The 18137-nt window shown below is 59.7% G+C and carries 18 protein-coding genes and 1 pseudogene; 7 read left to right on the forward strand and 12 right to left on the reverse strand.

Annotated features, from left to right (window positions below; translation table 11 throughout):
- Positions 1-12 precede the first annotated feature (12 nt).
- Positions 13-1044, reverse strand: coding sequence for a sugar ABC transporter substrate-binding protein (locus tag RRH01S_RS29670; protein ID WP_007701401.1), 1032 nt, complete (start codon positions 1042-1044; stop codon positions 13-15).
- A 200-nt stretch (positions 1045-1244) separates the two neighbouring features.
- On the opposite strand from RRH01S_RS29670, the gene RRH01S_RS29675 reads away from it, so the two are divergent.
- Positions 1245-2270, forward strand: coding sequence for a LacI family DNA-binding transcriptional regulator (locus RRH01S_RS29675; protein ID WP_007701404.1), 1026 nt, complete (start codon positions 1245-1247; stop codon positions 2268-2270).
- 61 nt (positions 2271-2331) lie between these two features.
- Here the strand turns inward: RRH01S_RS29675 and RRH01S_RS29680 are convergent, their stop codons facing one another.
- From RRH01S_RS29680 to iolD, 5 genes are read right to left on the reverse strand one after another with little or no spacing between them, the layout of a single operon-like run.
- Positions 2332-3465: a Gfo/Idh/MocA family protein gene (locus tag RRH01S_RS29680; protein ID WP_012650678.1), complete on the reverse strand. Its 1134-nt coding sequence runs from the start codon at positions 3463-3465 to the stop codon at positions 2332-2334.
- A 26-nt stretch (positions 3466-3491) separates the two neighbouring features.
- Entirely contained in the window at positions 3492-4553 is a 1062-nt protein-coding gene (locus RRH01S_RS29685) for a sugar phosphate isomerase/epimerase family protein (RefSeq protein ID WP_034516955.1), read from the reverse strand.
- A gap of 3 nt (positions 4554-4556) precedes the next feature.
- A complete protein-coding gene (locus RRH01S_RS29690) occupies positions 4557-5372 on the reverse strand; it encodes an SDR family oxidoreductase (protein ID WP_007701413.1) in 816 nt (271 codons plus the stop codon).
- Complete coding sequence (gene iolE / locus RRH01S_RS29695; RefSeq protein ID WP_042476523.1) at positions 5369-6262, reverse strand: myo-inosose-2 dehydratase; 894 nt, start codon at positions 6260-6262, stop codon at positions 5369-5371. The genes RRH01S_RS29690 and iolE overlap by 4 nt, the downstream gene beginning before the upstream one ends.
- Before the next feature lies 1 nt (position 6263).
- Positions 6264-8135 carry a 3D-(3,5/4)-trihydroxycyclohexane-1,2-dione acylhydrolase (decyclizing) gene (gene iolD, locus RRH01S_RS29700; RefSeq protein ID WP_012650677.1) on the reverse strand — a complete coding sequence of 624 codons (1872 nt, stop codon included), beginning with the start codon at positions 8133-8135 and terminating at the stop codon, positions 6264-6266.
- A 103-nt stretch (positions 8136-8238) separates the two neighbouring features.
- Here iolD and iolG point away from each other — a divergent pair, with 103 nt between their 5' ends.
- From iolG to RRH01S_RS29730, 6 genes are all read left to right on the forward strand, one after another.
- Positions 8239-9246 carry an inositol 2-dehydrogenase gene (iolG, locus tag RRH01S_RS29705; RefSeq protein ID WP_042476526.1) on the forward strand — a complete coding sequence of 336 codons (1008 nt, stop codon included), beginning with the start codon at positions 8239-8241 and terminating at the stop codon, positions 9244-9246.
- A 3-nt stretch (positions 9247-9249) separates the two neighbouring features.
- Positions 9250-10680 carry an NAD-dependent succinate-semialdehyde dehydrogenase gene (locus tag RRH01S_RS29710; RefSeq protein ID WP_007701431.1) on the forward strand — a complete coding sequence of 477 codons (1431 nt, stop codon included), beginning with the start codon at positions 9250-9252 and terminating at the stop codon, positions 10678-10680.
- A gap of 9 nt (positions 10681-10689) precedes the next feature.
- A complete protein-coding gene (locus RRH01S_RS29715; RefSeq protein ID WP_007701434.1) occupies positions 10690-11496 on the forward strand; it encodes an HpcH/HpaI aldolase family protein in 807 nt (268 codons plus the stop codon).
- Complete coding sequence (locus RRH01S_RS29720) at positions 11496-12464, forward strand: hydroxyacid dehydrogenase (protein ID WP_034516961.1); 969 nt, start codon at positions 11496-11498, stop codon at positions 12462-12464. The genes RRH01S_RS29715 and RRH01S_RS29720 overlap by 1 nt, the downstream gene beginning before the upstream one ends.
- Positions 12457-13581 carry a Gfo/Idh/MocA family protein gene (locus tag RRH01S_RS29725; RefSeq protein WP_042476529.1) on the forward strand — a complete coding sequence of 375 codons (1125 nt, stop codon included), beginning with the start codon at positions 12457-12459 and terminating at the stop codon, positions 13579-13581. The genes RRH01S_RS29720 and RRH01S_RS29725 overlap by 8 nt, the downstream gene beginning before the upstream one ends.
- Before the next feature lie 162 nt (positions 13582-13743).
- Positions 13744-14628 (forward strand): MurR/RpiR family transcriptional regulator, encoded by an 885-nt coding sequence (locus RRH01S_RS29730; RefSeq protein WP_007701444.1) that lies wholly within the window; start codon positions 13744-13746, stop codon positions 14626-14628.
- A 157-nt stretch (positions 14629-14785) separates the two neighbouring features.
- Here the strand turns inward: RRH01S_RS29730 and RRH01S_RS34085 are convergent.
- From RRH01S_RS34085 to RRH01S_RS29750, 6 genes and pseudogenes are all read right to left on the reverse strand, one after another.
- Positions 14786-14939: pseudogene (locus tag RRH01S_RS34085) on the reverse strand (IS91 family transposase); the annotation flags it as partial.
- A 269-nt stretch (positions 14940-15208) separates the two neighbouring features.
- Positions 15209-15874 carry a hypothetical protein gene (locus RRH01S_RS29740; protein WP_007701449.1) on the reverse strand — a complete coding sequence of 222 codons (666 nt, stop codon included), beginning with the start codon at positions 15872-15874 and terminating at the stop codon, positions 15209-15211.
- Positions 15875-16082: 208 nt separating this feature from the next.
- A complete protein-coding gene (locus RRH01S_RS29745) occupies positions 16083-16382 on the reverse strand; it encodes a contact-dependent growth inhibition system immunity protein (protein ID WP_042476532.1) in 300 nt (99 codons plus the stop codon).
- Between the two features lie 148 nt (positions 16383-16530).
- Positions 16531-16908 (reverse strand): hypothetical protein, encoded by a 378-nt coding sequence (locus RRH01S_RS34245; protein ID WP_012650676.1) that lies wholly within the window; start codon positions 16906-16908, stop codon positions 16531-16533.
- A gap of 528 nt (positions 16909-17436) precedes the next feature.
- Positions 17437-17583 carry a hypothetical protein gene (locus RRH01S_RS34585; RefSeq protein WP_165586822.1) on the reverse strand — a complete coding sequence of 49 codons (147 nt, stop codon included), beginning with the start codon at positions 17581-17583 and terminating at the stop codon, positions 17437-17439.
- A 140-nt stretch (positions 17584-17723) separates the two neighbouring features.
- Complete coding sequence (locus RRH01S_RS29750) at positions 17724-18134, reverse strand: hypothetical protein (RefSeq protein WP_042476535.1); 411 nt, start codon at positions 18132-18134, stop codon at positions 17724-17726.
- Between the last annotated feature and the right edge of the window lie 3 nt (positions 18135-18137).

Consider the following 18137-nt stretch of genomic DNA (forward strand, 5'->3'; position numbering starts at 1 on the left):
CGGGAGGAACTCCTACCAGGTGTTCTGCTCGTTGTAGGCCTTGTCACCGAACACGCCGCGAACCTGCTTAGCCCACTGATCGGCGTTGTCCTTGTCGATGATAATCGGGCCGGTCAGGATGTCGCTCTGAGGCGCATATCCGAACTCCTTGTTCCAAAGGAGCCATTCCATCGGCGCGTAGCCCTGCAGCCAAAAGCCCTGGCTATTGGTCGCGAGAATATGTCCCGCGCGCACGCCTTCGATTGAGACTGGACCTTCGTCGACCGTGAGGATTGTCATGCCCTTGTCGTCGACGTCGGGATCGAGCTTCATGTCATTGGCGACACCCCAGGCCCAGGGCGCAGACCAGCCGGCAACCGTAAAGATGTAGTTGGTGTCCGGATTGGCCTGCAGGAAGGATTGCAGCGTGTTGCGCGCCGTCGCCGGCTCTGCGCCGATGAACAACTCGTCGAACTTGGCACCAACCGTCGCCATGGCGTCCTGCATGCCTTTGCAGCGCGCCTTTAGACCCTGGTGAGCGGAATCGTGACTGGCGCATACGACATGCTTCGGCATCGGAACTTTGCCTTCCTTCGCCTGTTCGATCGCATATTCACCAAGCTTCTTGCCGGTCAGGTATTCGTCACCGCCGACATAGGTCAGATAGGGAATGCGCTCGCCGACGGGCCGGCTGTCAGGAATGTTGAAGGCGACAACCGGGATGCCTTCCTCGATCGCCTTGCGCAGAGGGCCTTCGAAGGCGTCGGAGCTGACGATCGGCACGGCAATGCCATCGGGGTGGGTGGCGATGGCCTGCTCGAGAAGACGAACGTGCTCTTGAACCGAATAGTTGTTGGTTGAAATATACTCGGTCTTGACGTTCGGATACCTCTTCTCGAACTCCTTCAGCGACGTCGTCAGCCAATTCATGTTCGGATCGTTGGACCCGATATGAGACACCATGACGAAGCGATATTGCTTCCCGCTCTCCTGAGCACTGCTTGCGCTGCTCAATGCGGTTGCAACCAATAAGCTCGAAAGCATCATCAATTTTTTCAGTTTCATGGGTTCCTCCTCCTCAGTTGGACGGCGTGATTATCCGGATTGATTTTCCATCATTCAAGGCTTACGATAGCGATTTTATGATGGGATAATCATCAATAATGATGCGGGGTAAAATCAGTATCTAATCCATTATAAATAATGGATTATTCGCCAAACTTATTCGTCATATGATGGCAATTACATCACTATTGGAGATAGTCTTGCGCAAGCGTTCCTCTAACGGCACCTGGAAAGGTCCGACAGTCCACGAAATCGCCCATCTCGCGGGCGTCGGCGTGGCGACGGTCGATAGGGTTCTCAACAACCGAAGCGGGGTACGAGATAAAACCAGAGCGCGTATTCTCGCTGTGTTGGAGAAGCTCCGAAACGAAAACTCGGACAGGGATGTGCCCCTGCTGATCCGCCTCTTCTGCGAGTCCGGCGAGACCTTCAATGCGGCGATGGCGAGTGCCGTGACCGATGTGAACCGTACGCTTCCGGGCATCAAGGTCGAGGGCGCCTATGTGACGACGAGCGAACTCGACCCCATCGCTTTTGCGCGCAGCATCGAGCAGGAGGGTAGCGACGCTGACGGCGTTGTGGTGGTCGCGAGAGAACATCCCGCCGTCAACCGTGCCATACGCAAACTGCGAACAGCCGGGATTCCCGTGGTTTGCCTGACGACCGATTTGCCGAGTTCGCGCCGGAGCGCCTTCGTCGGCAACGATCAGTATGCGGCCGGAAGCGTCGCTGCGCTTTTGATCGGCAATGCCCTGCCGAAAGAGCGCAACAGCATCCTGATCGTGATGAGCGTTCCCTTCCGCTGCCAGCAGGAGCGTGAAATGGGGTTCCGCAGGGTCCTCCGCTCGGACTTCCCGCATCTCAGGATTGAGGAGCGCGTGATCTCCGACGAGCGGCCCGAGAACACATGCGAGCAGTTGCTTCGCTATTTCGAGGCGAACGGCCATCCGGCCGCGATCTACAATGTCGCCGGCGCCAATCGCGGCGTTGCCAAGGCTCTCGAACACATAGGCAAGGCTCAGGAGACCGTGTTCGTCGGGCACGAACTCTCCAACCATTCCCGCGCGTTGCTGGAATCGGGCAGCATGGATTACGTCATATCGCACGACTTTGCCGGTGAGCTGACCTCGGCGGCGCGATGGATAAGAGACAATTTGAACGGGGTATCGACGGAACCGCCTCATTCGCAAATCCTTCTTCATACGCGCTATAATTGCGGTCTTTGAAAAGGTGACCCTTCAACAGATCGTCCTCCAAGAGGCATTGTCGGCGGCGGCGACGCGTCCATCAGACCGCGACCGGTCGAATCCATGGTTGGATCGTTGCTTCTGCGCTATCGACCACAGCCTCAACGAAGGCGACGCCCTTCAAGCCGTCATAGGCGAGCGGCACATTCCGACCGACGGCACCTGGCTCGCGATTTTCCTTCTGTGCGCGGATCGCTTCGGCGAAGCCTGCATAGAGGTTCGCGAAGGCTTCCAGATAACCTTCCGGATGGCCTGGCGGGGTCCGGCTGCGGACCTTCGCGTCTTCCGACAAGTCATCGGCGCCGCGCTTGATGATCTGGACGCGGCCTTCCAGTGGCGCATAGATCAATTCGTTCGGCTGCTCCTGGAACCACTGAAACGATCCGCTGGAGCCGAAGACGCGCAACCGCACACCGTTCGAGTTCCCCAAAGCGACCTGCGAAGACCACAGCAGGCCTCGCGCACCGCCCTGATAGCGCATCATCACATGGGCGTTGTCGTCCAGCGCCCGGCCCTCGACGAAGGTCGCGAGATCGGCGGTGAGCGAGTCCAACTTGAGCCCCGTCACGAAACCCGCCAGATGATAGGCATGGGTACCGATATCGCCTATCGAACCGCCGCGGCCGTTCTTCTTCGGGTCGGTACGCCATGCCGCCTGCGCGTTGCCCTTCTGCTCGATCGCGGTCGCCATCCATTCGAGCGGATATTCGACCTGCACGGAACGCACTGCACCGATCTCACCGCGCGCAACGCGCACGCGCGCCTCATGCACCATCGGATAGCCCGAATAGGTATAGGTCACACCGACAAAGCGGCCGGATTCGCGGGCGAGTTTTTCGAGCGCCACGGCGTCTTCAAACGTTGCCGTGAGTGGCTTCTCGCAGATCACGTCGAAACCCGCCTCGATCAGCGCCTTGGCGATCGGATAGTGGGTGAAATTCGGCGTGCAGATCGCCACCGCATCCACGCGGTCCGCGCGCCCGACCTCACCTGAGATGAGATCCTGATATGAGCCATAACTGCGCGAGGGATCGAGGCCCTGCCCGATCGCGAATTCGCGGCCGCGCTCGGGATCCACGTCGAAGGCACCGGCCACGAGCTGCCATTGCCCGTCAAGGCGCGAGGCGAGACGGTGGATGTTGCCGATATAGGCACCCTGCCCGCCGCCGACCATGCCAAGACGCAAGGGTCGTTGAACGCTCATTTCTCCCCCAGTCCGAGCATCGCCCGGTTAGCGCTGCGATTGGCGCCGGATTTCACGAAATCGTCGAAAGCCCGGTCCGAGACCCGGATGATATGATCCGCAATGAAACGCGCGCCCTCGGCTGCGCCATCTTCCGGGTTTTTGACGAAGCATTCCCATTCGAGCACCGCCCAGCCATCGAAGCCGTAGGTAGTGAGTTTCGTGAAAATCGCGCCGAAATCGACCTGCCCGTCGCCGGGGCTGCGAAAGCGCCCAGCCCGCTTCGACCACGGCTGGTAGCCGCCATAGGCGCCTGACTTGCCGTCGGGGCGGAACTCGGCGTCCTTTACATGGAAGGTCCTGATGCGTTCATGGTAGTGGTCGATGAAGGCGAGATAGTCGAGCGCCTGCAGCACGAAATGCGACGGATCGTACATTAGGTTGGCGCGCGGATGCTCGCCCACCTTATCGAGAAACATTTCCCAGCTATGGCCATCGTGCAGGTCTTCACAGGGGTGGATCTCGTAGCAGACATCCACGCCATGCGCGTCGAAATCGTTGAGGATCGGCGTCCAGCGTTTGGCAAGTTCTTCGAACCCCTCCTCGACCAGCCCCTCCGGCCATTGCGGATAGGGATAGAGATAGGGCCACAGCAGCGCGCCGGAAAACGTCACATGCCGGTCGATCCCGAGCCGTTGCGAGGCGCGGGCGGCAAAGCGCAGCTGCTCCTCGGCCCAGGCCCGCCGTCCGGCCGGATTGCTGCGCACATGTTCCGGTGCGAAACTGTCCATGATCGTGTCATGAGCCGGATGCACCGCCACCAGTTGCCCGGTGATATGCGAGGCGAATTCGGTAATCTCAAGCCCGTGGTCGGCCAGCATGCCCTTCAGTTCGTCGCAATAGGCATCGCTTGTCGCCGCCTTCTTCATATCGATGAGACGCGTATCCCAGGTCGGGATCTGCACGCCCTTGAAGCCCTTGTCCGCTGCCCATTTCGCAAGGCTCGGCAAGGAATTGTAGGGTGCGTCGTCGGCCGCGAACTGAGCGAGAAAAACGCCTGGTCCCTTGATCGTGCGCATCGCTTACTCCCCGAGCCGCTTGGCAGGTGCCGGAGCCTGGCCGTCATAACCGCCCCAGACAGACTGGTCGTAGTGAATCACCGATCCCGTCATCATCCCGCTATCGCCGGAAGCCGACCAGAGGACGGCAAGTGCGACTTCGGCCGGATCGAGCAGGCGTCCGAAAGGCAGTTGCGCTGCGGCCCGGTCGATCGCTTGCGGATCTCCGGTTTCCGCCGCCTGCAGGGCGCGCTCGTGGTCGGAGTTCATCCAGCCGATGTCGAGCTGGTTGACCCGGATCCGGTTGCGCATCAGGGCGAAGCCGGAATTGCGCGTCAGCGTCGCAAGCGCGCCTTTCGAAGCGCAGTAGGGTGCGATGAACGGTTGACCGGCGTGTTCCGAAGCCGAGCCGATGTTGACGATGGTGCCTTCGATCCCTTCCCGGATCATGATCTGCACAGCGTCTTGCATCAGGAAGAACGGCGCGCGCACGTTCACGGCGAAGATCCGGTCGAAAAGATCAGGCGTAGTGTTCAGCAGATTGCCCCGGTCGGTCAGCGCAGCCGCATTGACCAGGATATCCACCCGGCCGAACCGTTCGTCCGTTTCGGCCAGCACACGTCGGACGTCTGAGATCTCTCCCAGATCGGCCGCCACGACCAGCACGGGCGTTCCGTGCTCGGCAACGATCTGGTCCGCCACCTTCGCACCTTTGGCGCCGTCACGTCCAACGATCACCAGGCCGGCGGCGCCGGCTTGCGCGAAAATTCGGGCGATCGCAGCACCCAGCCCCTGCGTGCCGCCAGTGATGACGGCGATCTTTCCATCGATACGGTTCATTTCACGACCTCATAACCGGCGGCGTCCATGACGCGCAGCAATTCCTTGTGGCCCTTGCGGGCCATCTCCAGCGGAGGGTTCTTGACCGGATCCTGTTCGGCCTCGACCACGAACCAGCCCTCGTAGCCCTTCGCGGCCAGCGCCTTGACGATTGCCTCGAAATCGAGGCTGCCGTCGCCCGGCACGGTAAAGGCGCCGTTGATGACCGCATCGAGGAAACTTTCCCTGCTGCGGTCCAGCCCATCCACGACCGCGCGGCGGATGTCCTTGGTGTGGACATGCGTGATCCTGGCATGGTGGTTGTCGATCACCCGCATGACCTCGCCGCCGGCAAAGGCCATGTGTCCAGCGTCGAATAGTAGCGGCACGGAAGAGTGCTCCATCAGCAAATCGAGTTCCGCCTCCGTCTCGACCGCCGCCGCCATATGGTGGTGATAGGCAATCGGCATGCCCTGCCTGGCACACCAGTCGGCGAAGTCCGAGATCTTGCGGCCATAGGCCACCATCTCGGTCTCGGAAAGCTTCGGCTTCGTCGCAAGCGGTGCGGAGCGCAGGCCCTGAATCGAACGCGCCGTTTCGCCATAGACAATGCAGGGCGCCTTCGCGGCGATGAAGAATTGCATCTGCTGCGCGATGCGGTCCTTCTCCGCTTCGAGATCGCCATCGAGCAGAAGGCCGGAGAACCAGCCGCCGCAGACGGAAATTCCATAGCGGGACAGGATCGGCCCCAGTTCCTTCATGTCCATCGGAAACCGACGGCCGGTTTCCATGCCGGTGAAGCCGGCCTCGGAAGCCTGCCGTAGGCACTCCTCCAGGCTGACGTCATCCGAGAGCTCCGCAAGGTCGTCGTTCCACCATGCAATCGGAGCAATTCCCAATCTTGCCTTCATCTCAAACACCCAAACGCTGTGCTTCGCGGATTTTCTCTTGCGCCGCGCGGGCTGCGCGGACGGTTTCAAAGGTCGATACGGCTGGGACGCCGACGTCCCAGTCGGCATCGCCCGGCACCCATTTCCAGGCGTCCGACACGATTGAGATCACGGTCACGCCGTCATTGCCCTGTGCCCACTTCATCGCATCTTCGAGGTCAGCCAGGCTCTCGGCCTTGCGCGCCTTTGCACCCATGGCCTCCGCATGCTTCACGAAATCGACGTGGAGGGGGTTTTCCCGGTTTTGCACGCGGGAATCGGTGAGAAGATTGTTGAAGCCCGGAACGCCTTTGGCCTGTTGCAGACGGTTGATGACGGCAAAGCCGCCATTGTCGCAGACGACGACGATCAGCCGGTGTCCCGTCAGCGCCGCCGAATAGATGTCGGAGTTCATCATCATGTAGGTACCGTCGCCGATCATGACGATCGGCGTGCCTCCGGTGCCGCCAGGTCCTTCCTGCGCCATGGCGCAGCCCCAGCCGGCGGGGATCTCGTAGCCCATGCAGGAAAAGCCGAATTCGCAATCGAAGGTGTTCGGATTCTTGACCCGCCAGCCCTTGACCACTTCGCCCGGCGTGCCGCCGGCGGCGGCGATCAGCGTATCCTCCGGGCGGGCGACCTTGTTCAGCACGCCAACCACCTGGGCATAGGAGGGAACCGGCGCATTGGTCAGGAATTGATGCTCATCGAGGAGCTTATCCCATTCGGCAAACAATGCCTTGGCGCGCGGCATCAGGCCCGCCGCAGCCTTATAGTCGCCGAGTGCAACGTCGAGCTCGGCCACGGCTTCCAACGCATCGCCGACCACGGACAGCGACCGATGCTTGACCGCATCGAAGCGCGCCGCATTGATCGAGATAAACTGCGCATCTTGCGAAAAGGCCGTCCACGATCCGGTGGTGAAGTCCTGCAGGCGCGTGCCGATCGCCAGGATCACATCCGCGTCTTTCGCGAGCGCATTGGCAGAGGTCGAACCCACGATGCCGATCGGCCCGGCATGCACCGGATGGTCATGAGTCAGTGCGCCCTTGCCGGCGATGGTCTCGACAACAGGGATTCCCCGTTTCGCGGCGAATTCGGCGACCTTTTCCTCAGCCAGCGAATAGCGCACGCCGCCGCCCGAGATGATCAGCGGACGCTTCGCGGTCTTCAACAGTTCGGCCGCAGCGATTACTGTATCGCGGTCGGGACGCGGGCGTGGGATCTTCCAGACCTTCGGCTCGAAGAACACCTCCGGATAGTCGAAGGCGACTTCCTGGGTATCCTGCGCCAAGCCAATGAAGGCCGGGCCGCAATCCGCTGGATCGAGCATCGTTGCCACCGCCTGCGGCAGCGATTGCAGGATCTGTTCCGGCAGCACGATCCGATCCCAATAGCGCACGACCGACTTGAAGGCATCATTGGCGGTGATCGTCGGATCGCCGAAGTGTTCAACCTGCTGCAGCACAGGATCAGGCAGGCGGCTGGCGTAGGTATCGCCCGCAAGCAACAGCACCGGCAGGCGGTTGGCCATGGCGACACCCGCCGCGGTCACCATGTTGAGCGCACCCGGTCCGATTGAGCTTGCCGCGACCATGATCTGTCGACGGCGCTTGGCCTTGGCAAAGCCGATGGCGGCGAGCGCCATCGACTGTTCGTTCTGGCCGCGCCACGTCGGTAGCCTGTCCTGCACGGTCTCCAGCGCCTCGGACAGGCAGGTGACGTTACCATGGCCAAAGATCGCAAAGACGCCGGCGAAGAGCGGTACGCGCTCGCCCTCGATGTCGGTGAACTGATTGCAAAGGTAACGGACAAGGGCCTGAGCCATGGTCAGGCGCACAGTCTTGCGGGTCATCTCGCCTCCTCCTGCGGATGGAATGTTTTGTTGTTCCGGAATACATATTGACAAATATAACTCTTTGCAATGATTATTGCCAAATATCTCGGGAGGAAATTGAATGCTGAGAATTGCAGTGCTGGGCGTCGGCCGTATTGGTCGCATGCATGCGGAAAACATTGCGGCCCATCCGCGCGCGACGCTTGCGGGTGTGTTCGACGTGCATATGCCGGCGGCCGTAGACATATCGGAAAAACTGGGCGTTCCCCGCTTCGATTCGGCCGATGCGGTGTTCGCATCCACCGACGTGGACGCCGTGCTAATCGCGACCTCAACTGCTACCCATGCGGATCTGATCGAACAGGCCGTGGCGGCCGGAAAACCTGCCCTGTGCGAGAAGCCGATCGACCTATCGCTCGATCGCGTCAATGCCTGCGCGACAAGAATCGCAGGAAGCAATGTGCCGGTCATGCTCGGCTTCGTACGCCGCTTCGACGCCGGACACAGTGCGTTGCGCCAGGCCGTCAAGACCGGCAAGATCGGGGACCTGCACCAGGTTGTCATCACCTCGCGCGATCCCGGCATGGCGCCGGACGCCTATATCGAAGTCTCGGGCGGCATCTTCCGCGACATGACAATCCACGACTTCGATCTGGCGCGGTTCATTCTCGACGAGAAAGTGGCTGAGGTCAGTGCAACTGGTTCGCGCCTCGTCGATCCGGGGCTGATGGAGCGCTGCAACGACTACGATACGGTGACCGTGGTGCTGAAAACCGCATCGGGGAAGCAAGCGATCATCAAAAACTCGCGGCGCGCAGTCTACGGTTATGACCAGCGGGTCGAGGCGTTTGGCAGCGGCGGCATGGCGGTTTCGGAAAACCACACGCTCAACAATCTGCGGCTCTATACCGACAGCCACACCGATCAAGGCGCACCGCTGATGAATTTCTTCATCGAGCGCTATGGCGATGCGTTCGCCGCAGAGATCGGTGCCTTCGTCGATGCGATCGAACAGAACAGGCCGCCCGCGGTTAATTTCGAAGATGGTCGCCAGGCGCTGATCCTCGCCGAAGCGGCAATCCGATCGATCGCCGAAGGGCGAACCGTAAATACCAGCGAAATCGGGTGAACCATGTACGCACAATTCGGACTTTTCATAAACGGTCGCTGGGCAGCCGGCACCGTAACGGGAGAGGTTGTCTCTCCTGTCACTGAAAAAGCTCTGGGCGCCGTGCCCCTGGCGACTGTCGAGGACACCCGCTCGGCGCTCGATGCCGCCGCGGCCGCCCTGTCGAAACTACGCGCGATGGGCGGTTTCGCCAGGGCCGATGCGCTGCACAAGGCCGCCGACGAGATGGTCCGCCGCGCCGACGAGGCTGCAAGGATGATCTCTGCCGAGACCGGCAAGCCGCTTGCCCAGGCGGGCCGGGAATGGGGGCTTGCCTGCGACCAGTTTCGCTGGTTCGCCGAGGAGGCACGCCGCATCTATGGCCGCATCATCGACAGCCGCGTGCCCGGCGGGCGCTTCGAGGTCAGCCGCGAGCCCGTCGGCATCGTCGGCGCCTTCACCGCCTGGAACTTCCCCGCCGCCCTGCCGGCCCGCAAGCTGGCACCCGCCCTTGCGGCCGGATGCCCGGTGGTGCTGAGGCCCTCGTCGCAGACGCCGGGCGTGGCGATGGTGATGGTCGACTGCCTCAGGGCCGCCAACCTGCCTGACGGAGCCGTCAACCTCGTTGTCGGCTCGACGGGCAATACCTATGGACCGATCATGGCCGACAGCCGCGTGCGCAAGGTGTCGCTGACCGGCTCGACCCGTGTCGGCCAGCAAATGATCCGCGACGCCGCCGATACGGTGAAAAAGGTATCGATGGAGCTCGGCGGCAATGCGCCACTGATCGTCTATGACGACGCCGACCTGCAGACGGCACTGGACCTGACCGTGCCGACAAAATTCGCCAATTGTGGTCAGGTCTGCGTCACGCCCGACCGGATCTTCGTCCACGACAGCCTGCATGACGCTTTCGTCGATGGTTTCGTCACCCGCACGGCCAAAATCAAACTCGGCGATGGGCTTGATCCCGAGACCGGCATGGGACCGCTGATCAATGCCGGCCGGCTGCAGGAGATCGACGCCATCGTTCAGGATGCGGTTCGCGCCGGCGCGACGATTGCTCATGGCGGCAAGCGTCCCGCCCATCTCAACAGCGGCTTCTTCTTCGAACCGACCATTCTCGTCGGCGTCACCGACGACATGAAGGTCTTTTCGGAGGAGAATTTCGGACCGATCGCCGCGATCACCCGGTTTTCCACCGAGGACGAGGCGCTGACCCGCGCCAACGCCTCGGAAATGGGCCTTTCGGCCTATGCCTTCACCCGCTCGCCCGATCGCGCCAGGCGCACGGTGGCGGCTCTGAAATCCGGCATGGTCGGCATCAACAGCTTCGCTTTGGCGGCTTCCGAGGCGCCGTTCGGCGGCACAAACCATTCAGGCATGGGCAGAGAGGGTGGCATCGAGGGGATCGATGACTATCTCGACACCAAGCTCGCCCAGATCGTCTTCTGAGGACCCGACATGTTCATCAACAGGCTCAAGCAGCAATGGTCCGAAGGTCGGCCAGCCATCAACGGCTGGCTGTCAATCGGCAACGCTTTTACCGCAGAGATCATGGCGGCGCAGGGCTATGATTCCGTGACCATCGATATCCAGCACGGCGCCCTCGATTACTCTTCCGTGCTGCCGATGTTTCAGGCGATGCGTGCATCAGGCGTCACGCCGATGGCGCGTGTACCGTGGCGCGAGCCGGGCATCATCATGAAGGCATTGGACGCCGGCGCGCAGGGGATCATCTGCCCGATGGTGAACTCTGCAGAAGAGGCCGCGGAGTTCGTCAGCTACCTGCGCTACCCGCCGCACGGACAACGCAGCTTCGGCCCGACGCGCGCGGCTTTCGCCTATGGCAGCTACGGGCTTGCCGCAAACGGCGAGGTTCTGGCGCTGGCGATGATCGAGACGCAGCAGGGCGTCGACAATCTGGATGCCATCGCCGCCACGCCCGGTCTCGATGGCATCTATGTCGGCCCCGCCGATCTGACCCTCGGCACACAGGAAGGCAGGTTGCCGCCCGGCTTCGACCGCGAGGAGCCGGAGATGATCGACCTCATCAAGCGTATTCTCGCGGCCTGCAAGGCGAATGGCATCCGCGCCTGCCTGCATTGCGGCACGCCGGACTATGCTGCCCGCGCAATCGGCTGGGGCTTTGACCTCACCACCGTTTCGGGTGACAGCCGCCTTCTGGCCGCCGCCGCCGCCGCGTCGGTCAAGACATGGCGCGACCTGACCGATTCGGCTCCCGCCGAGGCCACAAAAGGAGCCTATTGATGCCGCACCTTTTGGCCGCCGGAAAACTCCATCCCTCGGGCGAGGCCCTGCTGCGCGATCTCAAGACGCGGGGTTTTACCGTGGATTATGTCGAGGAGGTCTCCGAACCGTCCTACGCGCCGCTGATCGCAAAGGCCGACGCGCTGGTGATCCGCACGCAGCCGCTGTCTGCCGCGACGATTGCCCAGGCGGAACGGTTGAAGGTCGTTTCGCGTCATGGCGTCGGCTACGACTCGGTCGATCTTCCCGCCCTCAACAGGCGTGGGATCGCTTTGACGATTGTCGGCGACGTGAACTCAGTGTCGGTCGCCGAGCATGCCATGATGCAACTCCTCGCCGGAGCAAAACGCGTACTGCTCGCCGATCGCGCCGTGCGCGAGCCTGGCCAATGGGGCTGGCGAAACAGGCTGGAGCAGCAGGAGATCTCGGGCAAGAACCTGTTGATCATCGGTTATGGCCGGATCGGGCGTCATCTGGCGCGCATGGCGTCCGGGTTCGGGATGCAGATCCGCGCCTATGATCCCTTCCTCGAAAAGGTTGGCTGGCCCGAGGGACCGGTCAGGCCCGTACCGCTCGACGAGGGACTGGCATGGGCCGACTGCATCTCGGTCCATATCCCGAAAGCCGACAGTCCTGCGATCGGCGCAGTCGAGATTGCCCGCATGAAGCGAGGGGTCATCCTCGTCAACACCGCGCGCGGCGGCGTCGTCTGCGAACAGGCGCTGGCCGACGCGCTCGCCTCCGGCCAGGTGGGCGCTGCCGGCGTGGACGTGTTCGACGATGAGCCGCCATCAACCGGCTCTCCGCTTTTTTCGCATCCTAACGCAATCCTGTCACCGCATATCGCCGGGCTGACGGCTGAATGCGGTGAACGCATGGCCATCGCTGCGATTGAGAATGCTGTCAATTTTCTTGTCGGCACCATCGACCCGCAGCTTGTCGTCAATCCGGATTTTGCACATGTATGAAAAACCTCTCCTCCGTATCGGCCTGATCGGCACCGGCTTCATGGGCAAGGCCCATGTCTTCGGCTTTGCTTCGGCGCAAAAAGTCTTCGACCTGCCTTACCGGCTGGAGATGCACACCGTGGCCGATATCACCAAAGAGGCGGCCGCTCGCGCGGCGGCCGATTTCGGCTTCGTTCATGCCAGCGCCGACTGGCGGACGCTGGTTTCCAACCCCGAGATCGATCTCATCGACATCACCGCGCCGAATGCGCTGCACAAGGAGATGGCGCTCGCCGCTATTGCCGCCGGCAAGCATGTCTATTGCGAGAAGCCGCTGGCGCCGCTTTCTGCTGACGCACGCGAGATGGCCGCGGCTGCGAAAGCGAAAGGCGTCAAGACGCAGGTGGGCTTCAACTATTTGTGCAATCCTATGCTGCGCCTTGCCCGCGAAATGATCGCTGCTGGCGAACTGGGCGAAATTCGCGGCTACCGCGGTCTTCACGCCGAAGACTATATGGCAGATGTGTCCAGCCCCTTCACCTTCCGCCACGATCCTGAAGGCGGCGGAGCTCTGGCCGACATCGGCAGCCATGCGCTTGCAACCGCTGAATTCCTGCTCGGTCCGATCAGCGAAGTCATGGGCGACTGCATCACCATGATCGGCGAGCGGCCCGACGGCAGGGGCGGCACACGCAAGGTGGAAGTCGACGACGTCGCACGCGCCTTCGTGCGTTTTGCCAACGGCGCACAGGGCTCCATCGAGGGCAACTGGATTGCCACCGGCCGCAAGATGCAGCATGATTTCGAGGTCTACGGCACGAAGGGCGCACTGGCATTCACGCAGGAGCGCTTCAACGAGCTGCATTTCTATTCGAACGCGGATCCGGCAGGCCGACGTGGCTTCCGCAGGATCGAGGCCGCGCCCGACCATCCGCCCTACGGCCATTTCTGCATCGCGCCAGGGCATCAGCTCGGCTTCAACGACCTGAAAGCAATCGAGATCGAGGGCTATATGCGTACGATCGTCGGCGAAATCCCCGAACCCTTCGGATTTGCCGCCGGTTCGCGCGTCCAGCAACTGGTCGAGACGATCCAACGCTCGTCATCCACGCGTCAGTGGATGAGCGTTCTCGCCTGAAGGAGCCGCGCCGCCCTGCTTTCCGGCGTCCGGTTTTCCTCCGGACGTCCACCCGCTCATGAGGAACTTGATGTCTCTGAAAATCCTCATCGCCAGCCTGGGCAATCCAATGCGTCCATTCATTTTGTTTGCGTTTTGCAATAATTATTGCAAGATCCGGCCATGAAGCACCAGACGCAATCAGACGATGCCCCCAAGGACTATGAAGAGCTGATCCGCCTGATCCATGAACGTCATGCTCAGATGAGCAAGACCTACCAGCGGATTTCGGTCTATCTCACGCAGAATCCGAATGAAGTCGCGGTGCAATCGGTCAACACGATTGCCGAGCGCTGCGGCATGCACGCATCGAGTTTCGTGCGTTTCGCACAGGCGCTCGGCTATAAAGGTTTCAAGGAACTCCAGCTCCTGTTCCAGAGACGTCTGACGACAGCCGCGCCGGGCTTCGAAGCCAGGGTGCGAGCGCTCGGAGACGAATTGCAGAACCGCGAGGATCGGTCCGAATATGGTTTCCTGCACGATCTCGTTGTGCGCGACATCGCCTCCCTGCAGGAATTGCTGGAGCGCATCAGCGCTGAGGACCTCGCAATCGCAGCGGATGCGATCGAAGGGGCCGAGACGGTCTACCTGATCGGCCAGTTGCGTTCCTCGCCGGTCGTTGATCTGCTGCGCTATATCCTGACCATGCTTGGTAAGCGCTGCATCCTGCTGGATCCTGGCGGCGGGCTGGCCACGCATATGGCGCGCACGATGCGGATGGAGGATGTCCTGATTGCCGTCTCTTTCCGCTTTTACGCGACGGAAGTCGTCAACATCGTCGAGGAGGCGGCAAAGTCCGGTGTGCCGATCGTCGCCATCTCCGACAGCACGCTTTCCCCGCTCGCCAAATCGGCGAAGGTTCTGTTTGCCGTGCCCGAGCATGACTATACCTTTTCGCGCTCGCTCGCGGCGCCGATGTGCCTGGCTCAAGCGCTAACGGTCGCTGTGGCCGCTCGTGTCCAGCAGAACGAGACGGCGCCGCGCATTCCGACCGTTACTGGGACCTGACGGGAACCTCTCATCAAGCCCGCTGGTGTCGCTCAAGATTCGCTTCACAGTCGACCAGAGCGCGAAACATAGGTCGACGGCTGAGCGACCCGCACTCACCACGGATCGGACCTCGTTGAAGCTGCATTGAACGAAGGGTGGTGTGTCTGACACTATTGGGATCGGCGGCAATCCTGCCCAATGTCTCGGCGACGGCGCGTAACAGGATGGTGTAAAACGGTGCTCTTGTTCTGAAAGGTGATCGCGGCGATCTGCTGCGGCAGGGTGAAGACGACGTGGAAATAGCCGCCCGGCAGAACGTCGGCCTGCCGGCGCAAGGCGTTTCCGGCTGAATCGAATTTACGGAGATCGGAACAGGTCGCCTCGGTCTTTGAATCGGATGAGCGCAATTCATCGTCATGGCCAGTAACTGGCAATCAAACCTCTCCTTTTATCCTCGGCGACACAGCCATTCCGAGGGAGACCAACCTCGCCTGATTGAGTTGCAGGATGTCCTTATCGTCAAGCTAAATCAGGTTGGAGCAGCTCTTGCTCTGGCCCCTAAAGTGACCGCAGGACGTCTACCGAGCTGACTAAGCACTTACAAACCGAATTTCGTAAAAGTAATCGACGGATAGACATCCGGCATGACGCTCTTCATAAGGTCACGCTCGGCGGGCGTGGCTTCCGATCCCACCACGCGCGGATCGCTACGCGTTCCTGCCAGCCGGATATACCCTGCGTCAACAATCTGACCCTGGCCAATTGTGATTGTACTTTCACCGCCAAATGGACGGACATAGCTGAATGTTCTACCGAAGAGACCGTCATTGTCACCTCCCGCTTCGATGGTCGTATTTCCATAGTGGCACGACGCGTATGTGATGGCGTAGCGACCAGGGGCAACGGGTACGAACCATCTTTCATATTTTTGCACCGTCGCGGAGAACAACTGGCCGAGGGAAAGTTTATTTGGATTTTGCAAGCGATAAGAGGGTGCGGAACCAACCGACAGAGGAGGTTCCGTCTCGTCTGGCTTTCCCGCATTGATCCTGCGCAGCGTGATGTAACCGTCACAATCCACGTCACCCAAGAACGGCGAATCCACCATTCGCACAAGAAGGAGCGAGCCTTTCTTCTTCTGGTTTGCGAAAATCTGGGCCGACCCTTCATGTTGCTGGGCAGCAACCTTCACCGGGTCCGGGGTCCCGGCGCAACCGGCCAACAGGCCGACGACAAACCAAACGCCAACAGTTTTTAAGCGCATCCTCGGATTCTCTTTCTTAATTGAAGTGTAACTTGCAGCCTTAGCCGTAGAGGTCGGCGGCTGCGCCCAACGAGAACGATGACCGTCGTTCCGTCCGAGGCGATAATATTACGCGTGCCGGCCGTTTTTTCTGCTGCCCTTGCAGTTTGCTCCAGTTCTCCGGCGACTTTCGTCGCCGAACCGACCGCAAGGATTCCCTCAGCTGTTATCAAACTGAGGAGAAGTCAGACCCATTTCTTGACAGAATCGATTGCTTAACAGCGTTCAAGAAGTCGAGTTTGGATAACCCGTCGCCCTTAGGATTATAAAATCCCCCAAATCTCACCATATCAAATCCCTCGCAATCTCCGCTCAATAGAAATGTGTCAACAAACTCCAGCACTGCATCAAGTTGCTGAGGCTCAGCATTTCTTACAAAGTCTTCGATAGCGGCTTTATAGCTGCCATACTCCAAGCGCCAATCCTGATGAAAATAGCCCCCGAAGAACTGCCTTACCAAGTCGTCCATCTACGAATCCGCGTATGAAGTTAAAAGGGCGTACCCACGAGGGGACTCCTTCCCGTTTTTCTGCTTCCGTCCGTCTCGCCCTCTTCACACCCGCCGATCCCGCCGCAATTTAGTCAGCACGACCCACAAATCCTCATACTCCTCCGTATCAGGAAGAGGAAAGATCGCGCCGTCGAGAGTAGCAATTCGACAGCAGATCAAGTGCAACCGCTAATTTTATTGCGCGGTGTTTTCGCAGACCACGACGGTAAGCCTCCACCGTCCTAACATCGCAAGCGTCTGCAAGCTCATTGCTGGACCTTGCCAACTCAAATACCGCAACTTTGTTGTCGTTCACGAGAACAGTAAAAATATCCTCGCCCTGTTCTGGAACCCAATCCAAAACAAAGGCAGATTCCATATCTGAAAATGCTCGATTGATAGAAGCTAACAGGCGTCTATTGCCTCGCCCTGAAAAAAGCAGATGACTACTATGAATTAGCTCAGATCGATACTTCGCCTCTATATCACTGCCAATTAGTCTCATTGAACTCTTCCTGGGATGGCGGTGACGAGGTTTCCAAATCGATCTATCAAAATGGTCATCGTCGAAGTTGACTGAAATCCGTTGTATTTATCAGTTACAATCGGCGACCCAAAAGTCACTTCCCGGGCATATCGAATAACCTCGTGTCCGATAAACCGGCAGCGGGCCACTGATGCCGTATTGGCATTAATCGTCATCCAGCCGCAGCGGAGCTAGCCGCGCCAGGGATGAGCTCAACTCCAACTCATTCCGAGTTCAAATTTGAATATATATCGCATCCGATATAGTCGAACGAAAAGTACTCCGTCTCCCTAAAAACTAGCGGCGCAATGTTTCGATCTACTCCTGAGTATGTTGACGGGATGTGTTTGAATTCATATTCACGACCATCTTTTGAAATGTATAGTGTCCCGCCATATACATTGTAGTCAGCGCTCACTAGCTTCACCACTGTGCGAATTAGGCGCGCACCATCTTTTTCCTCGACTGCGGCAAAAGTAATCTTTCCGATATTTACGGGATTGCACTTCAATGAACTTTGTACCCCACTTTGACAGCTTCTTCAGCGAATTGGGCTAATCGTTTTATATTTTCTGCATTCTCGGCAGTGCTGATACCATATGCGGAAGCATTTTTCACCAGCTTGTAAGCGGCTTCGTATTCAGAGATAGACACTGCGCCGCTCAATCCATACTGAGCCGTCCAGAGATCTACTTGCCCGCTTCTATATTGCCCGTAGTGGACCAACTCTTCGAAGAGAGCGCTTGGACCAGCATCAGCGCCAATTCCAATTGAAATTTTTCCGTCTGCATGATTTAGAGCAATGTTGCCGAATCCTCTTTGGGATTGGGTAGTGCCATAATGGCTTCGTAGGTTGCCTCAGAAAAATCAGTAGCATCCGTGGCTGCTGCGGCAAACGAAAGTGCCGACATCAAACGAGCCAAGGCAAAGTAGGCTGCAGAATCCTCATCTCGCCCTTCGTCTTCTGCATCGAAATATTTTTCATCCATCTTGCCGCTTAGCCCGCCGAAATCGAAACCTTGGGGCAGTTCACCGACCGCTAACTGCAGAGCGAGCGGGTCATTCTCCAACAAGGCGTACCAACCGTTATCAATTCTGCGAGCGCACGCCCGGAATATCTCTTCGAATAGTCGTTGGGCATCATTCGTATCTGGGGCTTGTCGAAAGCGCTGGGCGAGATCTTCGTTGACTGTAGATAGACGCATGAC

Origin of the sequence: Rhizobium rhizogenes NBRC 13257 (genome assembly GCF_000696095.1) — a bacterium.
In the GTDB taxonomy this organism is placed as follows: Bacteria; Pseudomonadota; Alphaproteobacteria; order Rhizobiales; family Rhizobiaceae; genus Rhizobium; species Rhizobium rhizogenes.